A 16,362-nucleotide genomic window follows, 5' to 3' on the forward strand; every position below is an offset into this window, starting at 1 on the left:
TGCTGGCGGCCGGGCGGTGCGCCCTATATAGGTGCTCGTTGCAAATCGCAACTTTTGCGAATCGTTCGCAACAAGGCGAAGTCCGACCGTATCGATGCTCTATCTCGACTATCAGGCAACGACCCCGCTCGCACCCGAGGCGCTCGAGGCGATGCTGCCCTGGCTCGGCGGGCCGGGAAGCGACGGCTTCGCCAATCCGGCGAGCCAGTATCGCGCCGGCCGCGCGGCCGCCGTCGCGGTCGAGATGGCGCGCGACCATGTGGCGAAGCTCCTGCCTCCCGGCGGCCAGGTCTATTTCACGTCCGGGGCGACGGAGGCGCTGAACTGGGCGCTCGTGTGCGGCGCGCGGCTGAAGCCGGGCGGCCTCGCCGGAAGCGCGATCGAGCATCATGCGGCGTTGCAGCCGCTCGAAGCGCTGGGCGGCACGCTGGTCCCGGTTGGCGCTGACGGGCTGGTGCCGCCGCCGGATGCGTCGATGCTGCCCGAAAACGGTCTCGTCGCCTTGATGCTGGTCAACAACGAGGTCGGGACGATCCAGCCGGTCGCCGATTATGCCGAAGCGGCCCGTGCGCGCGGGAGCCTGCTGCTGTGCGACGCCGTCCAGGGTTATGGGCGGATGGCGATCCCGGACGGGCCGGACCTGATCGCGATCAGCGCGCACAAGATCCACGGGCCCAAGGGCATCGGCGCGCTGTGGGTGCGCGACGGGCTGCGGCTGCCGCCGCTGCTGCTCGGCGGCGGGCAGGAGAGGGGGATGCGATCGGGCACCGTCTCGCCCGCCCTCGTCGCCGGATTCGGCATGGCGGCGAAGCTGGCGGTCGAACGGATGGAGGCCGACAGGGCGCATGTCGCGCGCCTCCAGCGGGTCGCGCTCGAACGGCTCTCGGACTGGACGGTCAACGGATCGCTCGACCATCGTTATCCGGGCAATCTCAACGTGCGGCGCAAGGGCGTGAACGGCGTGCGGCTGCTGTCGGACGTGCGGCGGGTGGCCTTCAGCCTCGGCAGCGCCTGCGGCAGCGGATCGGGCAAGTCCAGCCATGTCCTGCGCGCGATGGGGCTCACCGAGGCGGAGACCCATGCGAGCATCCGGCTCGGCTTCGGCCGCTACACGAGCGAGGAGGAGCTGGACGAGGCGCTCGGCCTCCTCAACGAGGCCGCCGTGCGCCAGCTGGATCTCGCCGCATGACGCTGGTGCGCTTCATTTCCGCCGACGGCGCATCGGTGCTGGAGGCCGATGCGGCGCCCGGCGAGCGGCTGCTCGACGTTGGCCAGCGGCTCGGCCTGCCGCTCGAGGGCACGTGCGAGGGCCAGATGGCCTGCTCCACCTGCCATGTCATCGTCGCGGCCGAGGATTTCGCGAAGCTGCCGCCGGCGAGCGAGGAGGAAGAGGACATGCTGGACCTCGCCAGCCACGTCACCCGTCATTCGCGCCTGTCGTGCCAGCTCTATGCCAGCGAGGCGTTCGAGACCCTGACCCTGCATATCCCGGGCGGGGTCCACAATATGCAGGGGCGCTGAGAGAACGGATCGCCCGAGGGGGCGTTTGGCTGACAAATTTTCGACAGCAGCCGGGTTTCACGCATCGCCAGGATGAAGTGATGCGGTCGAGATCATTCGGGTCCTTCGTGCGCGCATGGACCGGGGCGTCATCGCGGCCGAGCTTGCGTTCCGCTTCCCTCGCCGCCATATGCCCGCGCGGGAGTCGGGCGGACGGAGTCGTCGCCAACCCGGTCAGGTCCGGAAGGAAGCAGCCGTAACGATTTCGCTCCGGGTCGTTCCGGCTCCCACCGCGCAGCGCGCATGGCCTCAAGCTTCGCGACAGGATCGAGGCGCGGCTCCGCCGCGACGCCGCCCCCATCACCTGCCACCTTTCGCTGGAATGACGCCGGGTCGCCCCCTAGGTTAGGCGCACGATGTCCGAATCCCCCCAGCCTTACCGGGTCCTTGCCCGCAAATACCGGCCGCAGAATTTCGCCGACCTGATCGGGCAGGAGGCGATGGTGAAGACGCTCGCCAACGCGATCGCGCGTGACCGGCTCGCCCATGCCTTCCTGCTCACCGGCGTCCGCGGGGTCGGCAAGACGTCGACCGCGCGGCTGATCGCCAAGGCGCTGAACTGCATCGGCCCCGACGGCCAGGGCGGGCCGACGATCGATCCGTGCGGCGTGTGCGAGCCGTGCCGCGCCATCGCCGAGGGGCGCCATATCGACGTGGTCGAGATGGATGCCGCCAGCCATACCAGCGTGGAGAACGTCCGCGAGATCATCGAGGCGGTTCGCTATGCCGCGGTGACGGCACGCTACAAGATCTACATCGTCGACGAAGTCCACATGCTCAGCAAGAGCGCGTTCAACGCGCTCCTGAAGACGCTCGAGGAACCGCCTGAGCATGTTAAGTTTCTCTTCGCCACCACCGAGGTGAGCAAGGTCCCGGTCACGGTCCTCTCGCGCTGCCAGCGTTTCGACCTCAGGCGCATCCCCGCCGATCGGCTCGCCGCGCATTTCGGTGAGGTGGCGAAGGCGGAAGGCGCCGAGATCGAGGGCGAGGCGCTGGCGCTGATCGCGCGCGCCGCGGAAGGCTCGGCGCGCGACGGCCTGTCGATCCTCGACCAGGCGATCGCGCATGGCGGCGGCGCGGTGACGGCGGAGCAGGTACGCGCAATGCTCGGCCTGTCCGATCGCGGCGCGTTGCGGGTGCTGCTAGGGCTGCTGCTCGCGGGCGATGCCCCCGGCGCGCTCGCCCAGCTCAAGGACCAATATGATCTTGGCATCGAGCCATCGTCCCTGCTGCGCGGCCTGCTGGACGCGGTTCACGGCATCGCCCGGGCGAAAATCGGCGGCGGTGACGATCCGGCCGATGCCGAAGAGGAGCGGGCGGCCTATGCCGATTGGGCGGCGCGGCTCGGCCATGCCGCCATCCATCGCCTGTGGCAGATGCTGCTGAAGGGCCTGTCGGAGGTCCAGTCCGCGCCCGCGCCGTTCGAGGCGGCGGAGATGGCGCTGCTGCGGATCATTCATGCTGCCGATCTTCCCGATCCCGGCGAGCTTGCGGCGAAGCTGGCGCGGGGCGAGCCGGTCGGCCCCTCAGGCGCGGGGGGGCCGGTGGCGCCCTCGGCGGGCGGGAGTCCCGGCGCCGCTGCGGGCCCGGCGCCGCCGCCCGCCATGCCGGCGGATTTTCCGTCCCTTGTGAAGATGTTGGAGGACAAGGGCCGGGCCCACCTCGCGCAGCAGCTTCACGATTATGTCGGGCTCGTCAGCTATGCGCCGCCCGCGCTGGCCGTGCGCCCGACCAAGCCGCTTGCCGCCAGCTTCGCGCGCGATCTCGCCGACGCGCTGAAGGGCGTCACCGGCGCCGCCTGGCAGGTCAGGCTTGTCGAAGAGGAGGCGCAGCCGACGCTTCGCGCGCAGGAACTCTCCGCCGAGGCCGCCGTTCGCGACAGCGTGCTCGCCGCGCCGGTCGTGAAGGCCGCCTTCGCCGCTTTTCCCGATGCCGAGCTGGTCGGCTATGATCTTGAAGACAGACGGAGCGCCTGAATGCCCAATATGGATGAAATCCTGAAAATGGCCCAGGAGGCCCAGGCCAAGCTGATGCAGGCCCAGGAGGATCTCGACAAGATCGAGGTCGAGGGCGTCTCGGGCGGCGGCATGGTGAAGATCAGGGCGTCGGCGAAGGGCCGGATCATCGGTGTCGACATCGACGAAAGCCTGCTCGCGCCGTCGGAAAAGCAGATGGTCGAGGATCTGATCGCTGCCGCGATCAACGATGCGCGGTCCAAGGCGGATGTCGCCGCCGGCGCGGCGATGCAGTCCGTCACCGGCGGGCTGCAGCTCCCCCCCGGATTCAAGATGCCCTTCTAGGCGCGCACGCCGCCGTCATCCCGGACGGCGCCATTCGGGGCGCATCAGCGAGGTGCGGACGCGCGACGGCCAGGTCGGCCGCGGCGCCGCGATCCGTGCCGGCGCCGCATCGCCCGGCGCGAGATCGGCCCAGACCGGCAGATGATCCGACGCCCGCCGCGCGAGCGCGCTCCGGTGTGTCCCGCAAGCGACGATGGCGAGATCGGGCGTGACCATGATCCGGTCCAGCGTCGCGATCGGCCGGCGCGCGTGGAAGGAGCGGCCGACCGGGGCGATCCGGTGATGCTGGGCGAAATCGCGCAGGCAGCCGCCATGCGCGCTCCATTCGTTGAGATCGCCCATCAGCACATGCGGCACCGCCTCGTCATACTGGGCGAGGTGGGTGAGGATCGCGTGGGCCTGCTGGCGGCGCCACAGGCCGGAGAGATCGAGATGCATGCCGACGACCCGCAGGCGCTGGCCGCGCACCGAGATTTCCGCGAGCACCGCACCGCGCGGTTCCAGGGAGGGAAGGTGGAAAAGATGTTTTTCAAGGACCTCCACGTCCTTCTTCACAAGCAGCGCGTTGCCGTGCCAGCCGAGCGAGCCGTCGCGCGCCTCGAAGGCGACCGGCTTGTAGTCGCTCATCTCCCCGATGAGATGAGGCGGGATCGCCGAAAGCCGCGCGCCGAAGCGGCGGTCCGCTTCCTGGAGCGCGATCACGTCCGCGCCGATCTCGTTGATGACCTCGAGCGTGCGCTCGGGCACGCGGCGCCGATCGGTGCCGATGGCCTTGCGCATGTTGTAGGAGGCGACCCGGATCATTGTATTACTCTCGCGGATAATCCTCGTTCGTCCAAGAAGTTTCCCCGAACCCATGTTCTCTATTCGTTCAAAAATGGCTTGCGCGCGGCAAGGGAGTCGCGCACACTCGCACCATGGTCTGGATGCTGCCGCTCATGCTCGCTGCACAGGCGGGAGCCTTCACTTTGACCCTGCCGGTCAGTCCGGAGACGCCGGAGGGGCAGCGTCTGATCGCCGAGCGCGCGATACGCGCTTGCTCCGGGCGTTATGCGCAACTGGGGCATTATACCTTCGTCGGGAATGAGCGCGTGCTCAATAGGGACGGAAGTTCCGTCGATCCTTCGCCTCGTTTTGCAATACATCAGGAATATATTTGTCTCGATGCGCCACCGCCTCCCGCTCAGGGGGCCCCGGTCGCGGCTGATTGGCAACCGTCGCCGGCCGACGAGAACGAGGTAGCGACGCAAACTCAGCACTATTTCGATCTGATCGACGCGGCCGATGCACAGGGCGTTCTGGCGATGATGACGGAGTTGAATCGCGCCGGAATGGATTTGCAGGAGCGGCAGGCGCAAATGAATGCGTTCCGGCGGGATGCAGGAGCACCGGGCGAGCGCAGGATTGTTCACACGACCTGGTACGTGAACCCGGACGGCGCGCCGGCTCCGGGTGTCTATGTCGCCATCGATTTCGAGCGCAGCTTTTCGCGCATGCTCGTCTATTGCGGATATATCGTTCTCTATCGCGGAGGGGATGGTCATTATCGGCTGGCGCGTGAGGACATCGGCCAGGTTCCGCAACCGACGCCGGGATCGTCGCCGCTGCCCCTCGCGCAGGCGCGGCAAATGGCCCAGTGCCGCGACTAATGGCGAAGCCCAAGACACGTTATGTCTGCCAGCTGTGCGGATCGGTCAGTCCGCGCTGGGCGGGGCAGTGTGCGGACTGCGGAGAGTGGAACAGCCTGGTCGAGGATGCGGCCGGGGTGGTCACGCCCTTCTCCGCCAAGCATGACCTGCGCAGTGGTGGGCGCAAGGTCGAGCTCAGCGGGCTCGACGCCGAGGCGGTGCTGCCGGCGCGCATTTCGACCGGAATCGCCGAGCTGGACCGCGCGCTCGGCGGCGGGCTGGTGGCTGGATCGGCGACGCTGATCGGCGGCGATCCGGGGATCGGCAAGTCCACCCTCCTGTTGCAGGCGGCTGCCAAGGTCGCGACGCAAGGTGCTCATGTCGCTTATATTTCCGGCGAGGAGGCGGCGGATCAGGTGCGGCTTCGCGCGCGCCGGCTCGGGCTCGGCGCGGCGCCGCTGAAGCTCGCGGCGGCGACTTCGGTGCGCGACATCCTGACCACCCTTGGCGAGAGCGGCGCGCCGGCTCTGGTGGTGATCGATTCGATCCAGACCATGTATTCCGACCTGATCGAGGGCGCGCCGGGAACGGTGAGCCAGGTGCGGGCGAGCGCGCACGAGCTGATCCGCTTCGCCAAGGAAAGCGGGGCGGCGATCGTGCTCGTCGGCCACGTGACCAAGGACGGCGCGATCGCGGGCCCGCGCGTGCTCGAACATATGGTCGATACGGTGCTCTCCTTCGAGGGCGAGCGAAGCCACCAATATCGCATCCTCCGCGCCGTGAAGAACCGCTTCGGCGGCACCGACGAGATCGGCGTGTTCGCGATGGAGGAGGGGGGCTGGCCGAGGTGGCGAACCCCTCGGCCCTGTTCCTCACGCATCGCGGCGAGGCGGTGCCGGGCGCGGTCGTCTTCCCGGCGCTGGAGGGCACACGGCCGGTGCTGGTCGAGATCCAGGCACTGACGGTGCGGCTCGCAAGCGGGGCCACGCCAAGGCGCGCGGCGGTCGGCTGGGATTCCGGGCGGCTCGCGATGATCCTCGCGGTGCTGGAGGCGCGCTGCGGCCTCAGCTTCTCGACCGCCGAGGTCTATCTGAACGTCGCTGGCGGTTATCGGGTGACCGATCCGGCGGCCGATCTCGCCGTCGCCGCCGCCCTGGTCTCGGCCCTGTCGGAGCGGCCGGTGCCGGCGGAGACGGTGGCCTTCGGCGAAGTGGCGCTGTCGGGCGAGCTGCGGCCCGTCGCCCATGCGAACCTGCGTCTCAAGGAATCGGCCAAGCTCGGCTTCGAACGCGCGATCGTCCCGGCCTCGGTGAGCGGCGGCAAGGGGATGCCCGCGCTGGCCGGGTTCAAATCGCTCGGCCAGCTTGTCGATCACCTGCTCGGACACTAGCTCAAGGGCATGACCGGCCCGGCTTCCGGCACGCAGACCTCCGACGCCGTCGCGCCGCCGCCCAAATGGTTGTGGGCGGCCGAATTTCCGCGCGCCTTGTGGGGGCTCGTGTCGCTCGGCTTCGCGCGCCGGCGCCTTACCGATGGGGTGCCGCGCGGCGACGGGCGGCCGGTGATCGTCTTCCCGGGACTTGCCAATCCGGACCGCCGTTATCGGGTGATCTGCCATTACCTCAACGCGCTCGGCTATGATGCGCGCGGCTGGGGGCTCGGCTTCAACCTCGGCCGGCGGACGATCGGGCCGGGGAGCGAGAGGCTCGATGCGCTGATCCGCGATTCCTACGCCCGGGCGGGCCAGCCGCTGACCCTGATCGGGGTCAGCCTTGGCGGCATCCTCGCCCGGCTCGCCGCGCACCGCCATCCCGATCTGGTGCGGCAGGTGATCACGGTGAGCGCGCCTTATGCCGGCGATCCGCGCGCGACCAACGTGTGGCGCGTCTTCGAATGGCTGACCGGCGAGAAGGTCGACGATCCGGCGGTCGCGAGGCTGCGCGAGGAGATCGCCGCGCCGCTGCCGATGCCGGCGACCGCCATCTGGAGCGCGACCGACGGGCTGGTCTCCGGCGAGCTGTGCCACGGCGGCGACTGCGCGGACATCGAGGTGCGCGCCAATCATGTCGGCGTCCAGAACCGTCCCGAAGTGCTGCGCGCGATCGCCCGGATATTGGGCGGGGCCCGCTAGGGCCCTGGTCCGTGCCCCGAGAAATCGCGGGGCGGATTTGTGGGCCCGCTTCCCCTTCGCACAATCCTCGATTAGGCACGCCGGCATGGGGTTCACCGCACTCGATATCGTCGTCCTGCTGCTGGTCGGCGCCGGGCTGGTCACCGGCTTCCTGCGCGGCTTCGTCGCCGAGCTGCTGTCGCTCTTCGCCTGGTTCGCGGCGATCGTCGCGCTGCGCTATTTCTACGGCCCGGTCGAAAAGACGCTGGAGCATCCGATCGGCACCGCTTCGGGCGCGTCCGTGCTTGCCTTCGCCCTCGTCTTCGGGCTGGTCTTCCTCGGCGGCAAGCTCGCCTCGCGCCGGGTTGGGGAGCGGGTGAGGAGCTCGATCGTCGGGCCGATCGACCGGGTGCTCGGCGCCGGCTTCGGCGCGGTCAAGGGCCTGATCGGCGCGACCCTGCTCTATCTCGGCGCGAACCTCGTCTATGACACGATCTGGGGGCGCAGCGCCGAGCGGCCCGAATGGATGGCCAGCTCGCGCACCTATCCGCTGCTCCACGCCAGCGCCGAGGCGATCGTCGGCGCGGTCCAGGCGCGGCGCGATGCCGGCGCGGGCAACGAAGTCGCAGCGGCGAACCGGCAATGACCGAAATCCGGCTCCACGACACGATGGCGCGGGAAAAGCGCGTCTTCACCCCGGCCGACCCCGCCCGGGTGACGATGTATGTATGCGGCCCGACCGTCTACAACCGCGCCCATATCGGCAATGCGCGACCGGCGGTGGTGTTCGACGTGCTCGCCAGGCTGCTACGCCACGTCTATGGCGCTGGCAGCCTCGTCTATGCCCGCAACGTCACCGACGTCGACGACAAGATCATCGCCGCGGCCGAGGCGGAGGGCGTCGACCCGTCGGTGATCACCGACCGTTTCGAGCGTTTCTACCTCCAGGACATGGGTGCGCTCGGCGTCCAGCCGCCGACGATCGCGCCGCATGCGACGCAGCATATCGCGCCGATGATCGAGATGATCCGGCGGCTGATCGATTGCGGCAACGCCTATGAGGCGGACGGGCATGTGCTGTTCCACGTGCCGAGCGATCCCGATTACGGCGCGCTCGGCCGTCGCGACCGGGAGGCGATGATCGCGGGCGCGCGGGTCGAGGTCGCCGCCTACAAGAAGGACCCGGCCGATTTCGTGCTGTGGAAGCCCTCGCCCGACGGCGTGATCGGCTGGGAGTCGCCATGGGGGCGCGGCCGGCCGGGGTGGCACATCGAATGCTCGGCGATGATCGAGGCGCACCTGGGGCAGACGATCGACATTCACGGCGGCGGGCTCGACCTCATCTTCCCGCATCATGAGAACGAGATCGCGCAGAGCCGCTGCGTCCACGCCGGCGCGCCGCTCGCGCGCTACTGGGTGCATAACGGCTTCCTGTCGATGGCCGGCGGCGACAAGATGTCGAAGAGCCTCGGCAATGTCGTCACCGTCGCCGATCTGCTCGCACAGGGCCACAAGGGCGAGACGCTGCGGCTCGCCTTGCTGTCCGCGCATTACCGCCAGCCGCTGGAATGGTCGGAGAGCCTGATCGCGCAGAGCAAGGCGACGCTGGACCGGCTCTATCGACAGGTCGGCGGCACCGGCGATGGCCCGCCCGATCCCGGCGTCGTCGATGCGCTGGCGGACGATCTCAACACGCCGCTCGCCCTGTCGCGGCTGGCGGCGATCGAGGATGCGGAAACGCTCCGCGCCTCGGCGCGGCTGCTCGGGCTGCTGGGCGGCGAGGCGAAGGACTGGTTCCAGGGCGGCGCGGATGCGCGGATCGACGGGCTAATCGCTGCGCGGCTCGAAGCCCGCCAGCGCCGCGACTTCGCGGAGGCGGACCGCATTCGGGACGAACTCGCGGCGGAAGGGATCGTGCTGGAGGATGGGCCGGGCGGCACGACCTGGCGGCGGGCGTAAAATCCTCCCCGTTCCGGGGAGGATCACGGACGGTGGCGCGCTTCGGACCTGCCGCCTATATGCCGGGCATGGCCACCGCGACGCTCTACACCCGCGACATTCTCCGGCTCGCCGCGTCGATCCCGCATGTGGGGCGGCTCGCGGCGGCGGATGGGAGCGCGGAGAAGCGCGCGCCGCTGTGCGGGAGCAGCATCATCGTCGACGTGATCCTCGACGATGAGGGCCGGATCGCGGCGCTGGGGCAGGAGGTGCGCGCCTGCGCGTTCGGGCAGGCATCGGCCGCGCTGATGGGCGCGCATGCCATCGGCCGGCGCGCGGGCGAGCTTGCCGCGGCGCACACGGCGCTGGCGGATTATCTCGCCGGCGCGCGCGACGATCCCGGCGACTGGCCGGGGCTGGACATCTTCGCCGACGCGCGGCGGCTCGCCGCGCGGCACGGAGCGATCCTGCTGCCCTTTGCGGCGGCGGCGCAGGCGGCGGCCGGCGCATGAGCGAGGTGGTCGCATCGGGCACGTCCTTGCTTCGCGAGGCGGTCCCGATGCTCGGCTTCGCATTGGTCTTCGTCCTGTTGTTCCGCCGGCTCGGGCTCGGCGCGACCCTTGGCTATCTCGTCGCCGGCGCGCTCGTCGGGCCGCAATTGCTGAACCTCGTCGGCGATGCCGAAGACAAGATGAGCATCGCCGAGATCGGCATCATGCTGCTGCTGTTCCTCGTCGGGCTGGAGCTCAGCCCGTCTCGGCTGTGGCGGATGAAGCAGGACATTTTCGGCTTCGGCCTGATCCAGGTCGTTTTGTGCGGCCTTGCGATCACGCTTGTGGTCTGGTTCGGCGCGTCCGTCTCCTGGGCGGCGGCGCTGGCGCTCGGAATGCCGCTCGCCCTGTCGTCGACCGCGCAGGTGCTGCCGCTGCTCCAGTCGCAGGGACGGCTGCGGACCCCGTTCGGCGAACGCGCCTTCGCGATCCTGCTGTTCCAGGATCTGTCGATCGTGCCGATGATCACCATCGTCACCGCCCTGTCGCGCAATCCCGCCGACATGAATGGGCCGCCCGGATGGCTGCTCGGCCTCTATACGGTCGGCGCCATCGTCGGCCTGACGCTGGCGGGCCGGTTCCTGCTGCGCCCGCTGTTCCGGCTGATCGGCAATCTCGGCGAACGCGAGATGTTCGTCTTCGCCGGCCTGTTCACCGTGATCGCGAGCGCCGCGGTGATGGAATGGCTCGGCGTCTCGGCGGCGCTCGGCGCGTTCGTCGCCGGCGTGATGCTCGCCGACACGCCCTATCGCCACGAGATCGAGGCCGACGTCGAGCCGTTCCGATCGATCCTGCTCGGCCTCTTCTTCGTCACCGTCGGGATGCAGCTCAATCTCCATGCGATCGCCGATCGGCCGGTCTTCGTCGTCGGCATGGCGCTGGCGCTGATCGTGACCAAGACGGTGGCGATCGCGCTCATCTCGCTCGCCTTCAGGACGACCTGGCGCCAGGCGATCGCGCTCGGCCTGCTGCTCAGCCAGGGCGGAGAGTTCGGCTTCGTCCTGTTCGCTCAGGCCCAGCAGGCGTTCATCATCACGCCCGACGCCGCGAGCCTGTTCGGCGCGATCGTGACCTTGTCCATGGCGACCACGCCGTTCCTGATGATGGCGACCCGCAACCTTCGCGCCGAGCCTGAAGCGGATCGCGGCGAGCGCGACGGGCCGACCGCGGACGGCGCCAACGCGATCATCGTCGGCTATGGCCGGTTCGGCCAGACGGTCGCGCAGATGCTGATCGCGCAGGGAATCCCGGTGACGCTCATCGACCGCGACGTCGAAATGATCGATGTTGCCGGATCGTTCGGCGCCAAGGTCTATTTCGGCGATGGCACGCGGCTCGATCTGTTGCGCCAGGCCGGCGCCGCCGACGCAGAGCTGATCCTCTTCTGCCTCGACGACGACCAGATCAGCGCCGAGCTGGTCGAGGCGGTCCACGAAGCCTTCCCCAAGGCGGCGATCTTCGTGCGCGCCTATGACCGGCGGGCTTTGCTCAAGCTCAGGGGCGCGCCGATCGCCGGGGCGGTGCGCGAGGTGCTCGATTCGGCGGTGCGGATGGCGCGCATGGCGATGGAGAGCGTCGGCGTCGCCGAGGAGGAGATCGACCGCACGGAGAATCTCTATCGCGCCCGCGATCGCGAACGTCTGAAGGCGCAGATCGAGACCGGCGACCTGCGCGCGCGGATCGACCGGATCATCACCGCGCCCGAACGGGGGATCGAGCCGGACTGCGGCTAGTCGAGGCCCGAGGGGAGGGCGGCGAGGATCCTCGCGACGGTTTCGTCGCGATCCTCGCTGGCGTCGATGCGGATATGCGCCTCGGCATAATAACGCGTGCGCGCGGCGGCGAGCGACTCGAGGGCTTCGATCGTATCGCGTCCGTCCAGCAGGGGGCGTCCGCCGCGCCGTCCCACGCGCGCGGCGAGCCTTTCGACCGGGGCGTCGAGCCACAGCACATGGCAGCGCGCGAGGAGCAGGCGCCGGGTCGCTTCATCGACGAACGCGCCGCCGCCGGTCGCGATCACCTGGACGGGGCCACCGGCGAGGCGGGCGATCACCCGCCGCTCGCAGTCGCGGAAGGCCGCCTCGCCATAACGCTCGAAAAGCGAGGGGATATCGAGCCGCGCGGCGCGCTCGATCTCGGTGTCCGCATCGACGAACGGGAGGGCGAGCTTCGCCGCCAGCTTCTGCCCGACCGTCGACTTGCCCGCGCCCATCAGCCCGACCAGCGCGATCGACCGGTCCGGCGAGCGATTCGGCGCGTTTTCGCCCGCCGGGCGGGGTGAGGCGGCATTTTCGGCCATGCGAGGGGCTATACAGAGCCCGTCCCGCTGGGGCAAAAGGTCGCCATGCCACAGGCCCGTTTCGAACCCGTCCGCCGCCGCCGGTCGCCCTTGCCGACCTTGTTGCTGGTCCTCGTCCTCGCCCTGATCGCCTTCCTCGTCTGGCTCGGGATGCGCCCGCACGAGGTGCCCGTTCATCAGGTCGAGCAGGACGTGACCAATGAAGTCCTGGCGCACTAGGTTTCTTGCCGGCGCCGCCTGCGCCGCGGCCATCGTCGCGATCCCGGCGCTGAGCCAGGGGCGCGGCGGCCCCGAATCGCTGCTGCCGCCCGGCTTCGGCAACAACCAGGCCCTGCCGCCGCCCGAGGAGAAGGCGGCGCCACCGCCGCCCGCCAATGTGCCGCCGCCGCCGGTCGCGTCCGGAACCGTCCCCGGGGTGTCGCCGCCCGCCCTGGACGCCGCTTCCGGCGAAGCGCCGCCGGCCGCGGTGCAGAATCCGCTCGAAGCCCCGCAGCCCACCAATTACTTCACCGTGCCCGAGGGCAAGGCGCGCAGCGTCGAAATGGTCGGGGTTCTGGATCCCGGCAATGGCGGGCTCGGCGCCGGCGCGTTCGGCGCGAACAACGGCGCCTTCCTCGCCGCGCTGATGGGGCAGGTGGATGCGCCGCTGCCCTCGCGCTGGACGTCGATCCTGCTGCGGCGGGCGTTGCTGTCACGCGCGGCCGCGCCGGCCGGTGTCAATCCGGTCGATTGGGTCGCGGCGCGCGCCGATCTGCTGCTGCGCATGGGCGAGGCCGATGCGGCGCGGATGCTCGTCCAGTCGGTCGATCCGGTCAATTATACGCCAAGGATGATCGAGACGGCGGCGCAGACCGCGCTCGCCACCGCCGATCCCGCCGCGCTCTGCCCGCTGACCGGGGCGACGCGCGCCGCTTCGCGCGCGCCGGTGTGGACGATGGCCGAGGCGATGTGCGCGGCGCTGGCGGGTGAGCCGACGCGCGCCTCCGCGCTGTCGGACCAGGCGCGCCAGCACGGCGCCGCCGGCATCGATCTGATGCTCGCCGAAAAGGTGATCGGCGCCGGCGCCCAGGCGCGCCGGGCGGCCAATGTCCAATGGGACGGCGTCGATGCGATCAACCCCTGGCGCTTCGGCCTCGCCAGCGCCACCGGGACGCCGATCCCGGCGCCGCTGCTGAACGGCGCTGGCCCGCGCTATGCCGCCTGGTTCGCGCGCGCCCCGATGGTGCCGCTCGATCAGCGGCTCGACGCCGCCGGCACGGCCGCGGCACTCGGCATATTCTCCTCGCGCTCGCTGGTCGAAGCGTATGCCCAGGTCTTCGACCAGACCGATCCGGCCGAGCAGGCCGGCACCGTCGCCGCGCGGCTGCGTACCGCCTGGATCGATCCGACGGCGGCAGGCCGGCTCGCCGCGATGCGCGCCTTGTGGGCCGAGCCGTCCGATGCGACTGGCCGTTATGCGCGGCTGATCCTGACCGCCGGCGCTGCGTCGCGGATCGAGCCCTCTGCCGATCATGCGGACGCGGCTGCCGATCTCATCGCCTCGATGCTGTCGGCCGGAATGGATGCGGAGGCGGCGCGCTGGAGCCGTGTCGTCGAGGATGCGAATGACAGCCGCGCCTGGGCGATGCTGGCGGTCGGTTCGCCGCGCGCGCAGGTCGATCTCGGCCGCGACCGCGTCCAGGCCTATATCGACGCCGATACCAGCCCCGGCCATGTCCGCGCCCAGATGCTCGTCGCCGCGCTCGCCGGGCTCGGGCGGGTTTCCGGCGCAGACGCGTCGCGGCTCGGCAACGCCGCTGGCCTTTCGGTCCAGAACGATCTGTGGGCGACGACGATCGACCAGGCGGTGCGCGCCAACCAGCCGGGAACGGTTGCCCTGCTCGCCGCGACCGCGATCCAGACGGAGCGCTGGGCCGGCGTGCCGCCCGCCTACCTGTTCCGGATCGTGCGCGACCTGAAGGCGGTCGGGCTCGATTTCGAGGCGCGGATGATCGCAGCCGAGGCGATGGCGAGGCTGTGACCGGCCGCGCCCAGCGCGACCCCGCAAAGGCCGGCGACGAACGGACGATCGGGGCCTTCATCGAAATGCTCGCGGCCGAAGCGGGCGCCGCACGCAACACCCTGCTCGCCTATCGCCGCGACCTCGAAGGCGCATCCGCGCTGCTGCCGGGCGGTATCGAGCGGGCGGGGACGGACGAGCTGAGGCAACTCGCCGATGCCTGGCTGCCGCTCGCCCGCGCTACCGTCGCGCGCAAGGCGGCGGCGCTGCGTCGCTATTACGGCTTCCTCCACGACGAAGGCTATCGCGTTGACGATCCGTCGGCCGCCCTGCCGCGGCCCGGGATGCAGCGGCCGCTCCCGAAGGTGCTCGATCACCGGGCGGTCGACGCGCTGTTCGCCGAGATCGAACGGCGCAAGGCGGCGGGCGGGGCGCTGGCGCTGCGGATGGCGGCGCTGGTCGAGCTGCTCTACGGATCGGGGCTGCGCGCGACCGAGCTGGTGTCGCTGCCGCGCAACGCGATCGCGCCGGACCGCCCGTTCGTGATCATCGCCGGCAAGGGCGGGCGCGAGAGGTTGGTCCCGATTTCGGACCGGGCGCGGGCGGCAGTCGCCGAATGGGCCGCGCACGTGCCAAGCGATTCGGCCTGGCTCTTCCCCTCGGGCCGGAAGCATCTCAGCCGGGTACGGCTCTACCAGCTCGTGCAGGAGCTTGCCGCCGATGCCGGCATCCCGCCTGAGCGGATCAGCCCGCACGTCCTGCGGCACGCCTTCGCGACCCACCTGCTTGAGGGCGGGGCGGACCTGCGGGCCGTTCAGATGCTGCTCGGCCATGCGGATATCGCGACGACGCAGATCTACACCCACGTCGATTCGCGGCGGCTGGTCGAGCTGGTGAACAGCCGCCATCCGCTCGCCGATGCGCCGCCGCGTTGACGGCGGCGGCAAGGGGGCTTAACCCCCGCCGCCTGCCATGCCCACCTTCCTCGATTTCGAAAAGCCGGTGGCGGAGCTCGAAGCCCGCATCGCCGAGCTCAGGGACACCGCCTCGGCGGATGAGCCCAATATCGCTGCCGAGATCGGCCGCCTTCAGGAGCGCGCCGAAAAGCAGCTCAGGGATATCTATGCCCGGCTGACGCCCTGGCAGAAGACCCAGGTCGCGCGCCACCCGGAGCGGCCGCATTTCAAGGATTACGTCGCCGCGCTGGTGGAGGATTTCGTCCCGCTCGCCGGCGATCGCGGCTTCGGCGAGGATCAGGCGATCGTCGGCGGCTTCGCGCGCATGGGCGGGCGCAAGGTCATGCTGATCGGGCATGAGAAAGGCGACGACACGGCCAGCCGGCTACGCCACAATTTCGGCATGGCGCGGCCAGAGGGCTATCGCAAGGCGATCCGCCTGATGCAGCTCGCCGACCGCTTCGGGCTTCCGGTGGTGACGCTGGTCGATACGGCCGGCGCCTTTCCCGGCGTCCAGGCCGAAGAGCGCGGCCAGGCCGAGGCGATCGCGCGGTCGACCGAACAGTGCCTGAAGCTGGGCGTGCCCATGGTCGCCGCGATTGTCGGCGAGGGCGGATCAGGCGGTGCGATCGCGATCGCAGCGGCGAACCGGGTGCTGATGCTGGAGCACAGCATCTATTCGGTGATTTCCCCGGAGGGCTGCGCATCGATCCTGTGGCGCACGGCCGAGAAGGCCGCCGACGCGGCCGAAGCGATGAAGGTCACGGCGCAGGATCTGCTCGGCCTCGGCGTGATCGAACGGATCGTGGCCGAGCCGGTCGGCGGGGCGCATCGCGAGCCGGCGGCGACGATCGCGGCGCTGGGCGCGGCGATCGAAGAGGAACTGGATGGCCTTGCGCCGCTGTCTGCCGGCGAGGTCCGTGCGGCGCGGCGCGAGAAATATCTGCGGATCGGCTGAGCGCGGCGACGCACGGCGAAAAGGGCGGCGGAATTGCTTCCGCCGCCCTCTTCTTTCGTCGCT

At 70.0% G+C, this 16,362-nt stretch carries 16 protein-coding genes, 1 other RNA gene and 1 pseudogene; 16 read left to right on the forward strand and 2 right to left on the reverse strand.

Going from position 1 to position 16,362, the window contains the following annotated elements; genetic code table 11:
• Nucleotides 1–94 precede the first annotated feature (94 nt).
• The 5 genes from FRZ32_RS11630 (at nt 95) to FRZ32_RS11650 (ending at nt 3,860) form a co-directional block, all read left to right on the forward strand.
• Nucleotides 95–1,189, forward strand: coding sequence for a cysteine desulfurase family protein (locus FRZ32_RS11630; protein ID WP_147043655.1), 1,095 nt, complete (start codon nt 95–97; stop codon nt 1,187–1,189).
• Nucleotides 1,186–1,521 carry a 2Fe-2S iron-sulfur cluster-binding protein gene (locus tag FRZ32_RS11635; protein ID WP_147043656.1) on the forward strand — a complete coding sequence of 112 codons (336 nt, stop codon included), beginning with the start codon at nt 1,186–1,188 and terminating at the stop codon, nt 1,519–1,521. Before FRZ32_RS11630 ends, FRZ32_RS11635 begins: the two co-directional genes overlap by 4 nt.
• A gap of 177 nt (nt 1,522–1,698) precedes the next feature.
• Nucleotides 1,699–1,794, forward strand: an RNA gene (ffs, locus tag FRZ32_RS11640) — signal recognition particle sRNA small type.
• Nucleotides 1,795–1,916: 122 nt separating this feature from the next.
• A complete protein-coding gene (locus FRZ32_RS11645) occupies nt 1,917–3,536 on the forward strand; it encodes a DNA polymerase III subunit gamma/tau (RefSeq protein WP_147043657.1) in 1,620 nt (539 codons plus the stop codon).
• Nucleotides 3,537–3,860 carry a YbaB/EbfC family nucleoid-associated protein gene (locus tag FRZ32_RS11650; RefSeq protein ID WP_147043658.1) on the forward strand — a complete coding sequence of 108 codons (324 nt, stop codon included), beginning with the start codon at nt 3,537–3,539 and terminating at the stop codon, nt 3,858–3,860.
• Between the two features lie 15 nt (nt 3,861–3,875).
• Here the strand turns inward: FRZ32_RS11650 and FRZ32_RS11655 are convergent, their stop codons facing one another.
• Nucleotides 3,876–4,664: an endonuclease/exonuclease/phosphatase family protein gene (locus FRZ32_RS11655; RefSeq protein WP_147043659.1), complete on the reverse strand. Its 789-nt coding sequence runs from the start codon at nt 4,662–4,664 to the stop codon at nt 3,876–3,878.
• 113 nt (nt 4,665–4,777) lie between these two features.
• Here FRZ32_RS11655 and FRZ32_RS11660 point away from each other — a divergent pair, with 113 nt between their 5' ends.
• From FRZ32_RS11660 to FRZ32_RS11690, 7 genes and pseudogenes are all read left to right on the forward strand, one after another.
• Nucleotides 4,778–5,509 (forward strand): DUF4019 domain-containing protein, encoded by a 732-nt coding sequence (locus FRZ32_RS11660; RefSeq protein ID WP_147043660.1) that lies wholly within the window; start codon nt 4,778–4,780, stop codon nt 5,507–5,509.
• A pseudogene (gene radA, locus FRZ32_RS11665) lies at nt 5,509–6,878 on the forward strand (DNA repair protein RadA). The gene FRZ32_RS11660 and the pseudogene radA overlap by 1 nt, the downstream one beginning before the upstream one ends.
• A 9-nt stretch (nt 6,879–6,887) precedes the next feature.
• Nucleotides 6,888–7,619: an alpha/beta hydrolase gene (locus FRZ32_RS11670; protein WP_147043661.1), complete on the forward strand. Its 732-nt coding sequence runs from the start codon at nt 6,888–6,890 to the stop codon at nt 7,617–7,619.
• 85 nt (nt 7,620–7,704) lie between these two features.
• Nucleotides 7,705–8,244, forward strand: coding sequence for a CvpA family protein (locus FRZ32_RS11675; RefSeq protein ID WP_147043662.1), 540 nt, complete (start codon nt 7,705–7,707; stop codon nt 8,242–8,244).
• Nucleotides 8,241–9,557, forward strand: a complete 1,317-nt coding sequence (gene cysS, locus FRZ32_RS11680; RefSeq protein WP_147043663.1) for a cysteine--tRNA ligase — start codon at nt 8,241–8,243, stop codon at nt 9,555–9,557. The genes FRZ32_RS11675 and cysS overlap by 4 nt, the downstream gene beginning before the upstream one ends.
• 68 nt (nt 9,558–9,625) lie before the next feature.
• A complete protein-coding gene (locus FRZ32_RS11685; RefSeq protein WP_147043664.1) occupies nt 9,626–10,048 on the forward strand; it encodes an iron-sulfur cluster assembly scaffold protein in 423 nt (140 codons plus the stop codon).
• Entirely contained in the window at nt 10,045–11,820 is a 1,776-nt protein-coding gene (locus FRZ32_RS11690) for a cation:proton antiporter domain-containing protein (protein WP_243445276.1), read from the forward strand. Before FRZ32_RS11685 ends, FRZ32_RS11690 begins: the two co-directional genes overlap by 4 nt.
• Here FRZ32_RS11690 and FRZ32_RS11695 read toward each other — a convergent pair.
• On the reverse strand, nt 11,817–12,386 hold the full coding sequence (locus tag FRZ32_RS11695; protein ID WP_147043665.1) for a shikimate kinase: 570 nt from the start codon (nt 12,384–12,386) through the stop codon (nt 11,817–11,819). The genes FRZ32_RS11690 and FRZ32_RS11695 overlap by 4 nt on opposite strands.
• A 45-nt stretch (nt 12,387–12,431) precedes the next feature.
• Between FRZ32_RS11695 and FRZ32_RS15305 the strand changes: the two genes are divergently transcribed.
• From FRZ32_RS15305 to FRZ32_RS11710, 4 genes are all read left to right on the forward strand, one after another.
• Nucleotides 12,432–12,605 (forward strand): hypothetical protein, encoded by a 174-nt coding sequence (locus tag FRZ32_RS15305; protein WP_158635909.1) that lies wholly within the window; start codon nt 12,432–12,434, stop codon nt 12,603–12,605.
• The gene (locus FRZ32_RS11700; RefSeq protein WP_243445277.1) at nt 12,586–14,406 is read left to right on the forward strand and encodes a hypothetical protein; all 1,821 of its coding nucleotides are present in this window, start codon (nt 12,586–12,588) and stop codon (nt 14,404–14,406) included. The genes FRZ32_RS15305 and FRZ32_RS11700 overlap by 20 nt, the downstream gene beginning before the upstream one ends.
• Nucleotides 14,407–14,471: 65 nt before the next feature.
• Nucleotides 14,472–15,320, forward strand: coding sequence for a tyrosine-type recombinase/integrase (locus tag FRZ32_RS11705; RefSeq protein ID WP_147044454.1), 849 nt, complete (start codon nt 14,472–14,474; stop codon nt 15,318–15,320).
• A 37-nt stretch (nt 15,321–15,357) separates the two neighbouring features.
• Complete coding sequence (locus FRZ32_RS11710) at nt 15,358–16,299, forward strand: acetyl-CoA carboxylase carboxyltransferase subunit alpha (RefSeq protein ID WP_147043666.1); 942 nt, start codon at nt 15,358–15,360, stop codon at nt 16,297–16,299.
• Nucleotides 16,300–16,362 lie beyond the last annotated feature (63 nt).

The organism is Sphingosinicella ginsenosidimutans, from assembly GCF_007995055.1.
Taxonomy (GTDB): domain Bacteria; phylum Pseudomonadota; class Alphaproteobacteria; order Sphingomonadales; family Sphingomonadaceae; genus Allosphingosinicella; species Allosphingosinicella ginsenosidimutans.